This is a genomic window from Arthrobacter sp. 9AX (assembly GCF_902506095.1).
Lineage (GTDB): Bacteria > Actinomycetota > Actinomycetes > Actinomycetales > Micrococcaceae > Arthrobacter.
Map to the genome: position 1 here is coordinate 72,647 of NZ_LR733293.1, position 16,802 is coordinate 89,448.

Below are 16,802 nucleotides of genomic sequence, written 5' to 3' on the forward strand. Positions count from 1 at the left end.
TGGGGATGGATGGAACAAATCTACGGGGCATGACGGTCCGCGGGGTCATGGACCACCAGCATGTCCTCGTCCAGCTCCCCGTCGGGGAAGAAGCAGGCGAAGCCCTGGTCCAGGGCCGGCAGCGGACCGGCCGCCAGGGCCTGGGCGGCCGCGGAAGGCACTACCGGCTCCAGCGGGGGCTCCAGGGTGAGGCACTTTTCCTGTTTCGCAGCCGGCAGGGCGGCGAAAACGGGGCAGCGGGTGGCGAAGTTGCAGCCCTTGGGGGCATCCAGCGGGGAGGGAAGGTCGCCCCGGAGGATGATCCGCTCCCTGGTCCGCTCCAGGCGCGGGTCCGGCACCGGGATGGCCGAAAGCAGGGCGCGGGTGTAAGGGTGGCGCGGGTTGTCGAACACCCGGTCCACCTCGCCGATCTCCACGATCTTGCCCAGATACATCACGGCAACACGGTTGGAGATGTGCCGCACCACAGAGAGGTCGTGCGCCACCAGGAGATAGCTGAGGCCCAGTTCGGCGCGGAGCTTGTCCAGGAGGTTGATCACGCCGGCCTGGACAGAGACATCCAGGGCGGAGACGGGCTCGTCGAGGACCACCAGCTTGGGATTCACCGCCAGTGCCCGGGCTATGCCAATGCGCTGCCGCTGTCCGCCGGAGAACTGGTTGGGGAAGCGGTTAACGTGATCCGGCTGGAGTCCCACCAGCTTCATGAGCTCCATGATGCGCTTCTTGATGGCCTGCCGGTCCATGCCCGCGTTCTGGAGCGGTTCGGCAAGGACTTCATACACAGTGAAGCGGGGGTCCAGGGCGCCGGTGGGGTCCTGGAACACCATCTGCAGTTCGCGCCGCATGGCGCTCTTGGTCCGGGCATCGGCAGCCTGCTTGTTGCTGAGGCCGCCGATCACCACCTCGCCGTCCTGGTCCTTGTGGAACTCCATGATCTCGAGCAGTGTGGTGGTCTTCCCTGAGCCAGACTCGCCCACGATCGAGAAGCACTCCCCCTCGCGGATGTCGAAGCTGAGTCCGTCCACGGCTTTTACCGTGCCGATCCTCCGCTTCAGCAGGGCGCCCTTGGTCAGCGGGAAGTGTTTCCGCACGTCCTTCAGCTGCAGGACGGTGGTCCGGTCCTCCCGGGGGATGGCGTCAAAGCTGGACACGGGAACCGGCGGCGCCGAGAAGACATCGTGGACGTCAACATCGCCGCCGAGTGAGCCGGACTTGATGCAGGCGGCACGGTGCAGCGTGCTGCCGGCCACGGGCGCCAGCGCGGGTTCGCCGTCAAGGCAGGCCTCGGACGCCAGCGGGCAGCGCGGCGCGAAGGAGCAGCCGGCAGGGGTGTGGATCAGGTTGGGCGGGATGCCTTCGATGGGGACCAGCGAGGACTTCTCAGCGACGTCTACGCGAGGCACGGCGCCGAGCAGGCCCATGGTGTACGGCATCCGGGGGTTGTAGTAGATGTCTTCCACCGCCCCGGTTTCGACCGGCTTGCCGGCGTACATGACCATGATGTCGTCCGCCATGCCCGCCACCACGCCAAGATCGTGGGTGATCATCACGACGGCGGCGCCCGTTTCCTCCTGGGCGGCATGCAGTACCTCCAGCACCTGCGCCTGGATGGTGACGTCCAGTGCCGTCGTGGGCTCATCCGCGATCAAAACCCGGGGATTGTTCGCGATGGCGATGGCGATCATGACGCGTTGGCGCATGCCGCCGGAGAACTCGTGCGGGAAGGCTTTCAGCCTGTCCTTGGGGCTGGGGATGCCCACCATGGCCAGAAGTTCGACGGCGCGGGCTTCTTTGGCCTGCTTGCTCATGCCGTGGTTGTGGATGGCGAGTGCTTCCACGATTTGGGTGCCGACGGTGTAGACGGGTGTCAGCGAGGAGAGCGGGTCCTGGAACACCATGGACAGCTCGTTGCCGCGGTAGGCGCACATCGCTTTGTCGCTGAGGCCCAGCAGCTCCTTGCCGTGGAGCCGGACCGAGCCGGAGATCTCCGCAGTGGCGGGCAACAGCCCCATGATCGCCAGGGAGGTCACGGACTTGCCCGAACCGGATTCACCCACGATGCCGAGCGTTTTGCCGGGCAGGAGGTCAAAATCGACGCCCCGGACGGCGTGCACCACGCCGTTTTCGGTGTTGAAGCTGACGTTGAGGTCCCGGACGGACAGGACGGCGCCGGTGGGACCGTGGAGCCCGGCAACGTGCAGGCGCTCCACTGCTGACTGGGGTTGCCCGGCCGGACCGGCGGCGATTTCGCTGCTCATGGGGCGTTCCTCTCCGCGCGGTTTTTCAGTGCTTTGCGCTTCCGTGCGGTGCCGCTGGAGCTGGAGCTGGGATCAAAGGCATCCCGCAGTCCGTCGTTCATCATGGCGAGTGAGCCGGTGAGGAGGAACATCACGGTGAGCGGGACCCAGAACATCCACGGGAAGGTCTGCACCTGTGAGGTGGCTCCGCCGATGAGGACACCCAGGCTGACGTCCGGGACCTTGATGCCGATGCCGATGAAGGAGAAGGCCACCTCGGCAAGGATGGCGCCGGTGACGCCGCGGGTGACGTCCAGGACCAGCAATGAGCCGATGTTGGGGACCAGGTGGCGCCAGACGATGCGGCGCGGCGGGACGCCCATGTACTGGGCAGCCTTGACGTAGTCGCGCTGCATGAGGGACATCGAGAGGGATCGGATCAGGCGGGCGGTGCCCATCCAGCTGAAGACCAGCAGCACGATGATCAGCAGCAGCCAGGAGGGCAAATCCCTTTTAAGGCCCGCGCCTCCGCCGCTGGTGGCCACGGCCACCACCAGCAGGGCTGGCATCATGATGAGCGCCTCCAGGACGAAGAGCATTACCTTGTCCACCTTGCCGCCGAAGTAGGCCATGGTGCACCCGTAGACGGCGGCGATCAGGACGGATACCAGCCCCACCACCAGGCCGATCAGGATGGAGATCCTGGTGCCTTCGACAGTCATGGCATAGAGGTCGATGCCTGCCTGGGAGGTGCCGAGATAGTGCTCGGCCGATGGCGGCATGCCGATGTTGAAGGGGTCGATCGTTTCCTTGTCCCACTGGGTGAGGTAGCCGCCGACGAACGAAAAAATCGTCAGGGCGAGGAAGATGACCAGGCCCGCCACCGCCGTCCTGTTGCGCAGGAAGCGGCGGAAGATGATGGTGTTCTTGCCGATGATGACATCGGCATTTTCCAGGTGTGCGTCCTGGGCGACGGCTGCCGGATCCACGGCATTGAGGTTGGTCATGGCTACTGCACCCGCACTCTCGGGTCTACAAGCGTGGTGGCGAAGTCCGCCAGGATGGCCCCCAGGGCGAAGATGACCGAACCATAGGCCAGCGTGGCCGTGGCGGCGTTGACGTCCTGGAGCGAGATGGCGTCAATGCTCCAGGAACCCACTCCGGGCCAGGCGAAGATCTTCTCCGCGAAGAACCCGCCGGCGAAAATGGCGGGGATGGTGAAGGCGATGCTCTGGGCCACGGGGATGAACGAAACCCGCAGCGCGTGCCGGGAGATGGCCTGGTTGCGGGTGAGGCCCTTGGCCCGGGCGGTCCGGACAAAGTCGGCGTTGACGTTGTCCAGGAGATACTGGCGCTGGGCGATCTGGTAGGAGCCCCAGCCGACCAGGGTGATGGCGATGGTGGGGACGGCGTAGTGCGCCAGCATGTCAACGAACTGCGCCCATCCCGGGGCCGTTCCAGGCGTGGAGATGCCGGTGACGAAGAAGATGCGCTCCCCCACCGTTTCATTGACGCTGATGGCACCCAGCTGCACCAGGAAGTAGGCGATGGGTGCGGGCACGATGTAGGCAAGGTAGCTGTAGGACGTGATGACGCGGTCCTGGAACTTGTACTGCCGTGCCGCGGAGTAGACCCCGAGCGCCACGCCGATGACCAGTGTCAGGATGATGGAGGCCAGGAAGAGGCGGGTGGAGATCCACACTCGGTCGCCGAACTCGGCGTTGATAAAGGCGCCGTTGGGGCTGCGCCCCCAGTCCCAGCGGGTAACGATGGCCGTCAGCCATTCCACGTAGCGCTCCCACGGGCTGAGGTCCGGGTCCAGGCCTTTGAGGCGCATGGAACTGGCCACCTGTTCGGGCGTGGGCCGGGGAATGCGTTCCTGTTCGAGCAGGGCCGGCTTCAGCGAACTGACCGCCAGGAAGTATCCCGCCGAGGTGGTCAGGAAGATCATAAATACGTACGTGATGCCACGCTTTGCGAGGTACCTGAGCATGGGCCTAGTTCTGTTTCGCCGCCCGCAGTTGGAGGCCAGGGAGCCATGGAGTCCGCAGGTGGGTTACGGTGTCGGGCAAATCAACGATCACGTGCTGGATCCTTCCGTTTCCCCGGGTGGGCGGGGGTTGTGCCGCCTGACCGGGTCCTTTGCCAGCGGGTAGCTGGCAACCCGCTGGCTTTAGGGCCAGTCCTGTGGACTATGTTGCGGGTCACATTCGAAGAGGAAACTATCACAAGCGGCCCGCGAAAATACGGGCGGATGCACGCAAACCTACCGGCCCGTATCAGATTGTTATGAATAATTTTGTGAACTTGATGTGACTGGACGCACCGGCAGGGACGGGCGTAATCTACGCGCCGCTGACAACCCGTGTGACAAGATCACGCCAGGTTGCACCCAGGCGCCCGGCGCTTACGCCGTGCACCTGGAGGAGGTTGAGGAGGCGGTCCGGGGCGAGGGTGGCGGCCAGGGAACGTGCCATCAGCCAGGGGTCCGCGTCGAACCCCTCCTCGCGCAGGAGCACCTCGATGTGGCGATGCCACAGGGCCGCGGCCGGCGGCTGGGACCGGCCGTGAGTGGCGTCTTCCGCCGCCAGCGCCAACTCGCCAAACTCGATGATGTAGGCGATGCGTTCCTCACCGAACGCGATGAGTCGCTCCAGGCCCGGAGCGCCCGGCCCCAGCGGCGGGGGTCCGAACATAAAGCGCTCCTGGAACGCCGCCTCGGAGTCGCTCAGCAGGGTCAGCATGAGGCCGGCCCGGCTGCCAAAACGGCGGAAGACAGTGCCTTTGCCCACTCCCGCCTGCTCGGCGAGCCGGTCCATGGTGAGCCCCGCCGCGCCGCATTCGCCAATCAGTTCGCGGGCCGCGCTGAGCAGCCGCTCCCGGTTCCGGGCGGCGTCGCTGCGTTCCGCGGCGTCCCTTAACGGAAGTGGCGGCCGCATTGAGATGGAGCTCACACTGCACATTCTAGACCCCGGGAATAGAAACGGACCATAGTCCGTTTAGATCGGGTGAAGGCACCAACAAGCCTCCGTACTTCCCCCGGCCGGCGGTCCCCCACCCGCCGACCCAACCCCAGGAGTCCACATGACCAAGAGCACCGTACTCACCCTCGTCGGCAGCCTGCGCGCCGAGTCCACCAACCAGAAGCTGGCCGAGGCGATCCAGCTGAACGCGCCGGAGCAGGTGGAGGTAGTTATCCACGAAAGCCTCGGCGACATCCCCTTCTACAACGAGGACATCGACGTCGAAGGCCAGGTGCCCACCGCCGCTGCTGCCCTGCGCGCCGCAGCCAATGACGCGGACACCCTCCTGCTGGTGACCCCCGAACACAACGGCACCGTTCCGGCCGCACTCAAGAACGCCATCGACTGGCTGTCCCGCCCCTTCGGCGCCGGCGCCCTCGCAGGCAAGCCCACCGCCGTCGTCGGTACAGCCTTCGGCCAGTACGGCGGAGTCTGGGCCCAGGATGAGGCTCGCAAGGCGGCAGGAATCGCCGGCGCCCAGATCCTTGAGGACGTCAAGCTCGCCGTTCCGGGCTCCATGGTGCGCTTCGCCGAACTGCACCCGAAGGATGACGCAGAGGTCGTGGAGCAGATCAAGGGTGTGTTCGACGCCCTCGCGGCCGTCCAGCCGGCCGCCTAGGCAACCTTCCCGAGTGCCCGGCGCGGATCTGCGCGCCGGGCACTTTTGTGTCTCATCCGGCGGCCCTGCCCTCTGGCTGCCGCACCGGATCGTTGCTAGCGTGACGCCATGAGCCCCTCGAAGACCCCGGCCGAGATCCTCGACATCGCCGGCGCCGAGGTGCGCATTTCCAGCCCTGACAAGGTGGTGTTCCCCGGCCCCGGGCTGACCAAGCTGGACCTGGTGCGCTATTACCTGTCCGTGGCGGACGGGGCACTGCGCGGCGCCGGCGGCCGTCCCATGGTGCTCAAGCGTTTTCCCAAAGGCCTCGATGCCGAACCGTTCTTCCAGAAGCGCGTGCCGGAGAACCACCCGGACTTCATCGACACTGCCACGCTGCACTACGCGTCAGGGACCTCGGCCGAAGAGGCGGTGATCCGTGACGCCGCGGGACTGGCCTGGGTGGTGAACCTTGGCTGCCTGGACCTCAACCCGCATCCGGTCCGCGCGGAGGACCTGGACCACCCGGACGAGCTGCGGGTGGACCTGGATCCCATGCCGGGGGTGGACTGGTCGCAAATTGTTGACGTCGCCTACGTCGCCCAGGAAGTGCTCGACGACGTCGGGCTGGTGGGGTGGCCGAAGACCAGTGGGTCCCGGGGCCTGCACATACTGGTCCGCATTGCGCCGCAGTGGTCCTACCGCGATGTGCGGCTCGCCGCCGAAACACTCGCCCGCGAGGTGGAGAACCGCGCTCCCGGCCTGGCCACCGCACGGTGGTGGAAGGAGGAGCGCGGCGAGAGCGTGTTCGTTGACTTCAACCAGAACGCGAAGGACCGCACGGTGGCCTCCGCCTACTCCGTCAGGCCGTTGCCGGATGCGCGCGTTTCAACGCCGCTGGCCTGGGACGAGGTGCGCTCGGCCCGGCCTGAACAGTTCACGGTACGCACGGTGCCCGGACGCTTTGCCGACGCAGGCGATCCGCACGCCGGAATCGACGCGGCGGTTGGCTCGCTGGCGGGCCTCCTTGCGCTGGCGGCCGAACTGGGCCCGGCGGAGAAAGCACCGCGCAGCGGGGACGGCTCCGGACGCAGGCTGTCGATGATGCCGCTGATCGAGGTTGCGCGAACCAAAACCAAACCCGAGGCGCTTGCCGCGCTGGACGAGTGGAAGTCCCGGCATGCGGGCCTGGTTCCGGCCCTGCACCCGGCGGACGTGATGGTGGATGGCATGCGCGGATCCAGCTCGCTGTGGTACCGGGTCCGGGTGAACCTGCAGCACATCCCCGAGGGGGACCGCCCGGGGCAGGAGGAACTGATCGCCGATTATGATCCCTGGGCCGGCAAGGTCTGGCCGGGCCGCACGAACTCCTGACAGCGGCGCCGCCGTGACCAACTCTTGTCCCAACCGGTACCTCCCGGACATTCTTTGCCCGATGCCCCAGCCGTAACGTTAATCCACGGAAAGTACCGGGACGGGATTGCGGTGCAGGAATGGCAGACAGGCGCCAGGATGGGCAGCGGATGAAGGTGGTCCGCGCTGGGATGGCTGCGGCCGCCCTCTCGCTGTGGCTCTCCTCGTGCGTCACCGCGCCGCCGGTCCCTGCCCCGCCTTCCGCCGCTCCGCTGGTGGACGCCGGCCCGGGCCCCACCGCGACTGCCGCGCCGGCTGATCCGGCCCCGCAGCCGCAGGATCCGCCGCCGCCCGGGTCTGCGGCCATACCCGGGCCCCTGGAACCGCAGAGCCAGGGGTTGCCCGCAACCTCCGCAGGTGCTTCCCCGGACGGCACACCGGTGCCGTCCGCGACCGCAGCGGAAGTACCGGCGTCGGAAAGTCCCGCGCCATCCGCCCGTGGCCGCTCCGGCAATGGCGCCGAAGTACAGACCGTAACGGCCTACTTCGTGATGCTGGACGACGGCGGCAGCAACGGGGTGCGTTTCGGCTGCAATGACAGCCTGGTGGGGGTCGCCCGCAACAGTTCCGGCGCGGAGGAGCCGCTCCCTGCCGCAGTGGGGACGCTGCTGGATACATCAGCCGCCTCACTGCCGTCCACGCCAGGAACCGGCCTCTATAACTCCCTGTCCGGATCCGACCTGAAATTCCTGTCGGGAAGTTTCGACGGCACCACGGTGACCGTTTACCTGGCGGGCACGCTCAGCCTGGGCGGAGTGTGCGACATCCCCCGGGTGGAGGCGCAGCTGACCCAGACGGCGGTGGCAGCCGTGGGCGCGATCCGGGCCGAGATCTATGTCAACGGCCGAGGCCTCACCGAAGCGCTGCGCCTGAACTGACCGGCCGGCCGGCTGGCCAGCTTTCAGCCGTGATCGAGTCCTGCTAAACAGATGTTGCCCTATTAGCAACATCCGGTTGTATCCTGTAGCTTGTGAGCCACGAGACACTCGACGCCGCAGCACGGACGCTGCCTGCCGAAGCCATTGATGCCATCGAGCGGGCGGCAACCTCCGCCCACCGCCATGAGGAACTGTTCTCAGAGCGCGCAGCCAACATCCGCCAATCCGCAGTCCGGGACGTTTTCGATATCTCCCTGCGCCCCGGACTCGTTTCCCTTGCCGGCGGCAGCCCCTATCTTCAGTCCCTCCCCTTGGACCGACTCGCCGCCACTGCCGCCGCGATCATCGCCGAGGAAGGCCTGACTGCGCTGCAGTATGGCGGCGGCCAGGGGACCCAGGAACTCCGCGCCCAGATCTGCGAGGTGATGGCCGCCGAAGGCATCCTCGACGCCCGGCCGGAGAACGTGGTGATCACCGCCGGGTCCCAGTCCGCGCAGGACGTGGCCACCAAGGTCTTCTGCAACCCCGGCGATGTGGTACTTGTGGAGGACCCTACCTATGTGGGCGCGCTGAACACCTTCGAGGCGTACCAGGTGCAGGTGGAAACGGTGGAGATGGACCAGGACGGGCTGGTGCCGGATCTGCTCGAGGCCAAGATCGCAGCCCTGCAGCTGGCCGGCAAGAACATCAAGTTCCTGTACACCATCCCCAGCTTCAACAATCCCTCAGGCATCACACTTGACGAAGGCCGGCGGCAACGGATCGTGGATATATGCCGCAACGCGAATATACTAGTTCTGGAGGATAACCCGTACGGGCTCCTGCGCTTTGAGGGCGAGCTGCTCGCGCCGCTCCGCGCGGACAACCCGGCCGACGTCATCTACCTGGGGTCCTTCTCGAAGATTTTTGCGCCGGGGCTGCGCATCGGGTGGGCCCTGGTTCCGGAGCATCTCCAGCGCCGCTACTACCTGGCCGCGGAAGCGGTGACCCTGTGCCCGCCCGCCCTTAACCAGATGCTGGTCTCCGCCTACCTGCGGGACTACGACTGGAAGGGCCAGATCGAAACCTACCGCGGGCTGTATGCGGAGCGGTGCCGCGCCATGCTCACTGCCCTGGAGGAGCACATGCCTGCCGGGACCAGCTGGACTACTCCCGAGGGCGGCTTTTTCGTCTGGGTGACGCTGCCGGACGGGGTGGACACCTACCCGCTGCTGCACAAGGCGATCGACGCCGGAGTGGTGTTTATCCCCGGCGCAGCCTTCACGCCGTCGGACGAGCCGTCCAACAAGCTGCGCCTCGCCTACAGTGCCGTGCCCCCGGAGGCGATCACCGAGGGTGTCCGGAGGCTGGCGCCGGTACTGCGCGAAGCCATCGCCGCGCTGTAGCGTAGGGCTCACTGACTTAAGCCGCGTACCAAGCAAAGGAGCAATACATGAGCGGAATCATTCTTGTAGGCGTTGACGGCAGCGGCACGGCAAAGAAGGCGGCGGAATCGGCACGGGACCTGGCTGCGGCGCTGGGCGCATCGCTTCACGTGGTTTCGGCCTTCGACAGCGACCGCACTGAGGTCTTCGGCAGCGGCAGCGACCAATGGATCGTCTCCGACGCCGATGCCGCCGAGCATGTTGCCCGTACCGTGGCCGAGTCCCTGGGCCGCGACATCAAGGTCACCTATTCTGCAGCCCGCGGGCGCCCGGCGGACGCCCTCATCAAGGAGGCCATCAGGACCGAGGCCCGGATCATCGTAGTGGGAAACCGGCGTATGCAGGGCATCGGCCGCGTGCTGGGCAGCGTGGCCAACAGCGTGGCGCACAACGCCCCCTGCGACGTGTACATCGCCAATACGTACGACGCCGACTAACAGTTACGGCAGGCACTCCCCGCAGTGGCGAAGGTCGCGACGGGGAGTGGCTGTTCTCACGCCCTGTGAGCCGGTTCCGCTCTGGGCGCAACGATAAAATTGGATAAGCCCCCAATGGTGCGGACACCCACCTTCCACCGTTATCAAGGGGCTCCATTGCTTACTCTCCAGCGCCGCCAACTCGTCGGCCACGACATCCTGCTGGCCCGCCACGGAAACCACATCTGCTCCATGCGCGTCGACCGCGGCAACGATACCGTGGTGGCACTGCTGGACGACGGATCCGTTGACAGCGCGCCGAACCTCATCTCCCCGAACCTCCAGCTTCCGGAGACGGTGGCCAGCGTGATGCGCCGCGACTGGAAGATCCTGACGGTCTGCGGAGCTGCGGCCGCCGGAATGGGTGCGCTGATGGTGGCGGCAGCTTTCGCCCTCGGCACAACGGCCGACCCGGCCATGCTGGAAATGATGTCGTACTCGTCCTACTAAGGGGCCGTCCAGCTAAGGGACCATCCAGCCCTGCAGGAGCCACCAGATACCGGCCATCACCGTGCCCCCGAACAGGGCTCCGGCAACCACCTGGGCCAGAGTGTGGGCGCGCAGCACCACCCGGGACCAGCCCACGGCGGGGATGAGCAGCAGCAGCGGCAGCCAGGCCGGGCCGAGCATCAGGACGGCAATCACGGCGGAGGAGGAAATCGCGGCGGCATGGCCGCTGATCTTCCAGAACGGGCTGACGCCGGCCAGCACCACCACACCGCCCACCAGGGACAGAACCATAGCCACGACGCTCTCCGGAGCCCCTGCCGCTTCCAGCACCAGCAGCCCAACCACAATCGATCCCAACGCCATCAGCAGCACAGGAGCCCGCTGCTTCCGGTCACTGACGTGGTGGTCCGTGACTTTGCCCAGCCGCACGAGGACCAGCAGCAGGAGGAGCGGGATCACGCAGACAAACAGGGCCGCCAGCGCCCCGTACACCATGGTGCCGGGAAACCCCGGCTGCGTGATTGGGCTGACCAGCAGTTGCAGGCTCACCACCACGGGCGGCTGGAAGGCTTCGGTAATCCACCGGGCGGTCCTGTTTTTGGCACGGATGGCGCCGGCGTTGGAGACCATGTCTTCTAATCCAGCAGCAGCGCCGGTTCCTCCAGGATGGCGGCCACGTCGGCCATAAAGCGTGCGGACAGGTCGCCGTCCACCACACGGTGGTCGAACGAGCCGCCGAGGGTGGTGATCCAGCGCGGGATCACCTCACCGTCCAGCACCCAGGGCTTCTGCTTGATGGTTCCGAACGCCACGATGGCCACTTCGCCCGGGTTGATAATGGGCGTGCCTGTGTCGATGCCGAGCGCTCCGATGTTGGTGATGGTCAGCGTTCCGTCCTGCATTTCGGCCGGCTGGGTCTTTCCGGCCCTGGCGGTGGTGGCGAGGTTGTTCAGGGCCTGCGCCAGCTCCTTCAGCGACAGGTCCTGGGCGTTCTTGATGTTGGGCACCATCAGCCCGCGGGGTGTTGCCGCGGCGATGCCCAGGTTCATGTAGTGCTTGACGTGGATTTCGGCGGCACCGTCAGCGGTGTCCACCCAGGTGGCATTGACGCTGGGGTTCCGGGCGGCCGCCCAGATCACTGCCTTCGCGAGGATGAGCAGGGGCGAAACACGGATTCCTTCGAAGTCGCGGGAGGCCTTGAGCCGCTTGACGAACTCCATGGTGCGGCTGGCGTCCACGTCCACAAAAATACTGACGTGCGGTGCGGAGAACGCCGAATCCACCATCGCCTTGGCCGTGGCCTTGCGGACGCCCTTGACCGGGATCTGCTCGATGCGCTGGTCCTGCGGCTTTCCTGCCTTGCCCCAGAATCCGTCCGCCTTGTCCACCTCCGCGTCCCGCTGCGCCTGGTAGCTGACCAGGTCTTCGCGCGTTACCTCGCCGCGCAGGCCTGTAGCCACCACGTCCGCCAGGTCGATGCCCAGGTCGCGGGCGATCTTGCGGACCGGGGGCTTGGCCAGGACCTTGTTCACCAGCCCGGTGATGGCTCCACCCAGCGTGGGACGGTTGTCCACCGGTTCGGAGCCCGCCGGCGCGGTTGCCGCCGAGGAGACTTCGGCAGGTGTACGGGGCTGGACCGGCTCCACCTCGGGGGCGTTGACCGTGAGCGCGGCGGCGGCTGCGCCGCCGCCGCTGGTTGAGCCTCTCGCGATCCGCGGGCGGCGCTTGACGGCGTCCGCTTTGGGGCCGGAGCCCACCAGCGGGCCGCCAGCCAGCGGACTGCCTGTTGCTGACGCACTGTCCTGTGTATCGTCGTCGGCCGCTGAAAGCTTGCCGTACAACGGCTGCACGGGAGTCGCGGGGGCGCGGACGTCAGCCGGCGTGGGATCGCCGGCCACTCCACTGGTGACGCTGATGATGGCGGTGCCGACGTCGATGGTGACGCCTTCGGGGACCAGCAGTTCAGTGACCGTGCCGGCGAACGGGGAGGGCAGTTCCACGATCGATTTGGCCGTCTCGATCTCGCAGAGGACGTCGTTGATGGCGACGGCGTCGCCCGGCTTGACCTTCCAGGAGACGATTTCCGCCTCGGTCAGGCCCTCGCCGACGTCAGGAAGGTTGAACTTGTTCAGGGTCATGGTGTCCTCAGTAGGAGAGGGCGCGGTCCAGCGCCTCGAGGATGCGGTCGATGTCCGGAAGGTAGTCTTCCTCCACCTTGGCAACGGGATAGGGCATGTGGAAGCCGCCCACGCGGATTACCGGCGCCTCCAATGAATGGAACGCCCGCTCACTGATCCGGGCAGCTATTTCGCCGCCGATCCCGCCGAAGGTGGGCGCCTCGTGGGCCACGATCAGCCTGCCGGTCTTCTGGACGGAGGCGGTGACGGTGTCGAAGTCGATGGGTGAAATGGAGCGAAGGTCGATCACTTCCAGGCTGTGCCCGTCCTCGGCGGCGGCGTTGGCCGCTGCGAGGGCCACCGGCACCAGCGGGCCGTAGGCCACGATGGTGGCGTCAGCCCCTTCACGGAGGACATGGGCTTTGAAGGGGTCTTCGGACGGTCCCGGCGCCTGGACGTCGACGTCGCCCTTGAGCCAGTAGCGCCGCTTGGGTTCGAAGATGATCACCGGATCCTGGCACTCCACCGCCTGCTGGACCATCCAGTAGGCGTCATGCGGGTTGGAGGGGGTGATGATCCGCAGGCCCGCCGTGTGGGCGAAGAGTGCCTCGGGTGATTCGGAGTGGTGCTCGATGGAGCCGATGCCGCCGCCATAGGGGATGCGGATGACCACGGGGACGCTGAGGTTGCCGTTGCTGCGGGAGTGGATTTTGGCCAACTGCGTGGTGATCTGGTTGAAGCCGGGGAAAACGAAGCCGTCGAACTGGATCTCGCACACCGGGGTGTACCCGCGCAGCGCCAGCCCGATGGCGGTGCCGATGATGCCGGATTCGGCCAGCGGGGTGTCCACCACGCGGTCCGGGCCAAACTCCCCGATCAGGCCGTCCGTCACGCGGTAGACGCCGCCCAGCGCGCCGATGTCTTCACCCATCAGCAGGGACTTGGGGTGGTCCGTCAGTGCTGCGCGCAGACCCTCGTTAATGGCCTTGGCAATGGTCATGGTGGTCATCAGTGGCCTGCCTTCGGTGATACCTGGGCAGTTGCTGCCTGCCTGTCCTGCTCTTCCGCCGGTTCTTCACCAGCGAAGCCCGCCGAGTACTCCTCGAACCAGGCGAGTTCCTCAGCCACCAGGGGGTGGGCTTCGGCGTAGGTGTTGGCGAAAGCGGTGCGTATGTCCGGGGTTTCGAGGTCGTGCGTGGTGCGGCGGACGTAAGCGGCGAGGTGGTCCCCGTCGTCTTTGACCTTCGCAAAAAACGCCTCATCAGCCAGGCCTTCAGCGCGGAGGTACTTCTCCAGCCGTGCCAGCGGGTCCTTGGCCCGCCAGGCGTCCTCTTCGGCAGCCTCCCGGTATTTTGTGGGGTCGTCGGCGGTGGTGTGGGCGCCCACGCGGTACGTGAAAGCCTCGATCAGGACCGGGCCCTTGCCCTGGCGTGCGTGTTCCAGTGCCCACTCCGTGACGGCGTGGACGGCGATGACGTCATTGCCGTCCACGCGGATGCCGGGGAAGCCGTAGCCCTTGGCCCTGTTGGACAGCGGTACCCGGGTCTGCACGGCAGTAGGGACGGAAATGGCCCAGTGGTTGTTCTGGCAGAAGAAGACCACCGGGGCGTTATAGGAGGAGGCAAACACCATGGATTCGTGGACGTCGCCCTCAGAGCTGGCGCCGTCGCCGAAGTAGGCGATCACTGCCGCGTCCGGTTCAGTAACCGGAGTTCCGGAGGCTGCGGCGTTGGCGGCGGCCAGCTTCTGGTCCCGCTGGATTCCCATGGCATAGCCCACGGCGTGAAGTGTCTGCGCCGCCAGGACCAGCGTGTACAGGTGGAAGTTGGTGTCCTTGGGGTTCCAGCCGCCGTTGGAAACTCCGCGGAACTGGCGCAGGAGCTCGGCCAGGTCTACGTTGCGGGTGAGCGCAACGCCGTGTTCCCGGTAGGTGGGGAAAATGTAGTCCTGCGGCTGGCTGGCCCGCCCCGAGCCAATCTGCGCGGCTTCCTGGCCCGTCAGCGGCACCCAGAGGGCCAGCTGGCCCTGGCGCTGCAGGGCGGTCGCTTCGACGTCGAACCTGCGGATGGCTGCCATGTCCGCGTAGAGTCCCCGGAGCACCTGGGGGGTGAGCTTGGCGGCATAGCCGGTGAAGACAGGATCGAAGCCCAGCTTCCCGTCCGGGCCGAGGAGCTGGACCATCTGCGCCGGGGGCTCGCCCATTACTGCTTCGGCATCAGCCTCGCGCTGGTCGTCTACAGCTGTTCCGTCGAACTCGGTGGAAGGCAGATGTGTGCCCATACCGTCTCCTTGCTTGCCGCATCCGGATGCAATGCAATGTCGCTGGGATATATGCCCTGAGGGGAATAGATTACCGCCGTGGCATATATGGTGGCTTACTGATCCTAACTTTATCTTCAGTAAGTAAGCGCGAAGCTACTTGTTAAGTGCTAGGAACCGCGCGGGGCCTTTGTATAGTTCGCACACAACGCAAGGAACCGCGTGTTGGCCTCTTCCTCGCCGATGCTCACCCGCACGCCTTCGTTGGCGAATGCCCGCACCGACAACGCCTGCGCGCCCGCCAACTCGGCGAACTCGGCGCTGTCAGCACCAAGGTCAAGCCAGACGAAGTTTCCCTGGGCATCGGGAACTGCCCAGCCCAGGTTTCGGAGCCCCGCCGTGACGCGGTCCCGCTCGTTCACCAACCTTTGTACCCTTTCTACAACCTGGGAGTAATTTTGGAGGGAAACAATGGCCGCCGTTTGTGCAATCTGCGACACGGCGAATGGTGTGGCGGCGACCCGCAGGTGTTGCGTCAGCGCCGGATTGGAGATGCTGTAGCCCACGCGCAGGCCGGCCAGCCCGTGTGCCTTGGAGAAGGTGCGGAGCACCACCACGTTGGGGTACTTGCGGTAAAGGCTGATTCCGTCCACCGCGTCCTCCGCCCGCACGAACTCCTGGTAGGCCTCGTCGATGACCACCACGACGTCGGACGGGACTGAGCGGACGAATTCTTCTGTTTCCACCGCGCCCAGGGCAGGGCCGGTGGGATTATTGGGGGTGCAGAGGAGGATCACCTTGGTCCGGGCGCTGACGGCCGCCGCCATCGCCTTCAGGTCGTGGCGTCCCGCGGCGGTGAGCGGTACCGGAACACCTTCCGCGCCGGAGAGGCCAACACTGATGGGGTACGCCTCGAAGGAGCGCCAGGCGTAGACAACTTCGTCCGGTTTGCCGTCTTCGTTCCGTCCGGCAAAGGCGGCCAGCAACTGGTTCAGGGCGCCCAGGCTGCCGGCGCCCGTGACGATATCCTCGGCGGGAACATTGAGGAACCCGGCCAGCTCGGTGCGCAGCAGGGTGCTCAAGGGGTCGGGGTAGCGGTTGAAGTCCGTTTGCCGGGCGATGGCCTCGACCACCGCCGGAATCGGAGGCAGCGGATTTTCATTCGAGGACAGCTTGTAGCTGGTCAGCCCCTCGACTGCCGCGGGAGGCTTCCCCGCGGCGTAGCGTGGCAGCCTTGCCACCACAGGACGCGGCTGGGTGCCCCCGGCAAGGGTGTTTGAAGACGTCATGGAGACCAGCCTACTTCTCCGTCCGCGGGACGGAAGGCCGGACTGGCCGCGGGTTGGGAGCGTGAACGGGCCGGGGAATCTCCGCCTGCCGAGCTCGCCGGAGGTCTGGCTGCCCAAGCGCCGTCCGCTTTCTTTGACCTCACGTCCAGTGTGGTGTGAAACCATGGGCGTATGCGACTGATTGCCCGGGTACTGATCAATGGTCTCGCCCTTTGGGTGGCGGGTTGGATACTGCCGGGACTGGAGATCTCCAGCTCCGCTGCCACCGATGCAGTGGCCAAGACCGGCGTGACACAGGGGACGGACACCATCGGGATTGTTCTGGCCTATCTGTTCATCGGCGTGATCTTCGGCCTGGTGAATGCCTTGGTGCGTCCTTTGGTGAGCCTCCTGGCGCTGCCGCTCACCATCCTGACGCTCGGGCTGTTCACCATCGTCATCAACGCGGCGATGCTGTACCTGACATCGTGGATCAGCAGCTACACGCCGGTGCACTTCACCATCGACTCGTTCTTCTGGACAGCTGTCCTCGCCGCGATCATCATCACTGTGGTCTCACTCGTTGCCGGGAGGATCACCGGAGCTCGACGGTAGCTGAACACGGCGCCTGCAATGCACCCGCAGCCGTGCTGAACTGC

The 16,802-nt window shown here is 66.1% G+C and carries 16 protein-coding genes; 7 read left to right on the forward strand and 9 right to left on the reverse strand.

The window, feature by feature from the left end; genetic code table 11:
- Positions 1-20 precede the first annotated feature (20 nt).
- The 4 genes from BACI348_RS00360 to BACI348_RS00375 all read right to left on the reverse strand — a co-directional run bounded on the left by BACI348_RS00360 (position 21) and on the right by BACI348_RS00375 (position 5,191).
- A complete protein-coding gene (locus BACI348_RS00360) occupies positions 21-2,258 on the reverse strand; it encodes an ABC transporter ATP-binding protein (protein ID WP_159823440.1) in 2,238 nt (745 codons plus the stop codon).
- On the reverse strand, positions 2,255-3,244 hold the full coding sequence (locus tag BACI348_RS00365) for an ABC transporter permease (protein WP_159823441.1): 990 nt from the start codon (positions 3,242-3,244) through the stop codon (positions 2,255-2,257). The genes BACI348_RS00360 and BACI348_RS00365 overlap by 4 nt, the downstream gene beginning before the upstream one ends.
- Positions 3,245-3,246: 2 nt before the next feature.
- Positions 3,247-4,230, reverse strand: a complete 984-nt coding sequence (locus BACI348_RS00370) for an ABC transporter permease (protein WP_159823442.1) — start codon at positions 4,228-4,230, stop codon at positions 3,247-3,249.
- Positions 4,231-4,582: 352 nt separating this feature from the next.
- Positions 4,583-5,191 (reverse strand): TetR/AcrR family transcriptional regulator, encoded by a 609-nt coding sequence (locus BACI348_RS00375; RefSeq protein WP_442858478.1) that lies wholly within the window; start codon positions 5,189-5,191, stop codon positions 4,583-4,585.
- Positions 5,192-5,321: 130 nt separating this feature from the next.
- On the opposite strand from BACI348_RS00375, the gene BACI348_RS00380 reads away from it, so the two are divergent.
- The 6 genes from BACI348_RS00380 to BACI348_RS00405 all read left to right on the forward strand — a co-directional run bounded on the left by BACI348_RS00380 (position 5,322) and on the right by BACI348_RS00405 (position 10,499).
- Positions 5,322-5,879: an NAD(P)H-dependent oxidoreductase gene (locus BACI348_RS00380; RefSeq protein WP_159823443.1), complete on the forward strand. Its 558-nt coding sequence runs from the start codon at positions 5,322-5,324 to the stop codon at positions 5,877-5,879.
- A 108-nt stretch (positions 5,880-5,987) separates the two neighbouring features.
- Positions 5,988-7,232 (forward strand): non-homologous end-joining DNA ligase, encoded by a 1,245-nt coding sequence (gene ligD / locus BACI348_RS00385; RefSeq protein ID WP_159823444.1) that lies wholly within the window; start codon positions 5,988-5,990, stop codon positions 7,230-7,232.
- A gap of 119 nt (positions 7,233-7,351) precedes the next feature.
- Positions 7,352-8,149: a hypothetical protein gene (locus BACI348_RS20540; RefSeq protein ID WP_236557318.1), complete on the forward strand. Its 798-nt coding sequence runs from the start codon at positions 7,352-7,354 to the stop codon at positions 8,147-8,149.
- 92 nt (positions 8,150-8,241) lie between these two features.
- Positions 8,242-9,534 carry an aminotransferase-like domain-containing protein gene (locus BACI348_RS00395; protein ID WP_159823445.1) on the forward strand — a complete coding sequence of 431 codons (1,293 nt, stop codon included), beginning with the start codon at positions 8,242-8,244 and terminating at the stop codon, positions 9,532-9,534.
- A gap of 47 nt (positions 9,535-9,581) precedes the next feature.
- On the forward strand, positions 9,582-10,010 hold the full coding sequence (locus BACI348_RS00400) for a universal stress protein (protein WP_159823446.1): 429 nt from the start codon (positions 9,582-9,584) through the stop codon (positions 10,008-10,010).
- A gap of 156 nt (positions 10,011-10,166) precedes the next feature.
- A complete protein-coding gene (locus BACI348_RS00405) occupies positions 10,167-10,499 on the forward strand; it encodes a hypothetical protein (protein WP_159823447.1) in 333 nt (110 codons plus the stop codon).
- A gap of 12 nt (positions 10,500-10,511) precedes the next feature.
- Here BACI348_RS00405 and BACI348_RS00410 read toward each other — a convergent pair whose 3' ends face one another.
- The 5 genes from BACI348_RS00410 to BACI348_RS00430 all read right to left on the reverse strand — a co-directional run bounded on the left by BACI348_RS00410 (position 10,512) and on the right by BACI348_RS00430 (position 16,164).
- On the reverse strand, positions 10,512-11,129 hold the full coding sequence (locus tag BACI348_RS00410; protein WP_159823448.1) for a phosphatase PAP2 family protein: 618 nt from the start codon (positions 11,127-11,129) through the stop codon (positions 10,512-10,514).
- A gap of 5 nt (positions 11,130-11,134) precedes the next feature.
- Positions 11,135-12,637, reverse strand: coding sequence for a dihydrolipoamide acetyltransferase family protein (locus tag BACI348_RS00415; protein WP_159823449.1), 1,503 nt, complete (start codon positions 12,635-12,637; stop codon positions 11,135-11,137).
- 7 nt (positions 12,638-12,644) lie between these two features.
- The gene (locus BACI348_RS00420; RefSeq protein WP_159823450.1) at positions 12,645-13,625 is read right to left on the reverse strand and encodes an alpha-ketoacid dehydrogenase subunit beta; all 981 of its coding nucleotides are present in this window, start codon (positions 13,623-13,625) and stop codon (positions 12,645-12,647) included.
- Positions 13,625-14,896 (reverse strand): pyruvate dehydrogenase (acetyl-transferring) E1 component subunit alpha, encoded by a 1,272-nt coding sequence (gene pdhA, locus BACI348_RS00425; RefSeq protein ID WP_159823451.1) that lies wholly within the window; start codon positions 14,894-14,896, stop codon positions 13,625-13,627. The genes BACI348_RS00420 and pdhA overlap by 1 nt, the downstream gene beginning before the upstream one ends.
- A 149-nt stretch (positions 14,897-15,045) precedes the next feature.
- Positions 15,046-16,164 carry a histidinol-phosphate transaminase gene (locus BACI348_RS00430; RefSeq protein WP_159823452.1) on the reverse strand — a complete coding sequence of 373 codons (1,119 nt, stop codon included), beginning with the start codon at positions 16,162-16,164 and terminating at the stop codon, positions 15,046-15,048.
- A gap of 171 nt (positions 16,165-16,335) precedes the next feature.
- Here BACI348_RS00430 and BACI348_RS00435 point away from each other — a divergent pair, with 171 nt between their 5' ends.
- Positions 16,336-16,758: a phage holin family protein gene (locus BACI348_RS00435; protein WP_159823453.1), complete on the forward strand. Its 423-nt coding sequence runs from the start codon at positions 16,336-16,338 to the stop codon at positions 16,756-16,758.
- Positions 16,759-16,802 lie beyond the last annotated feature (44 nt).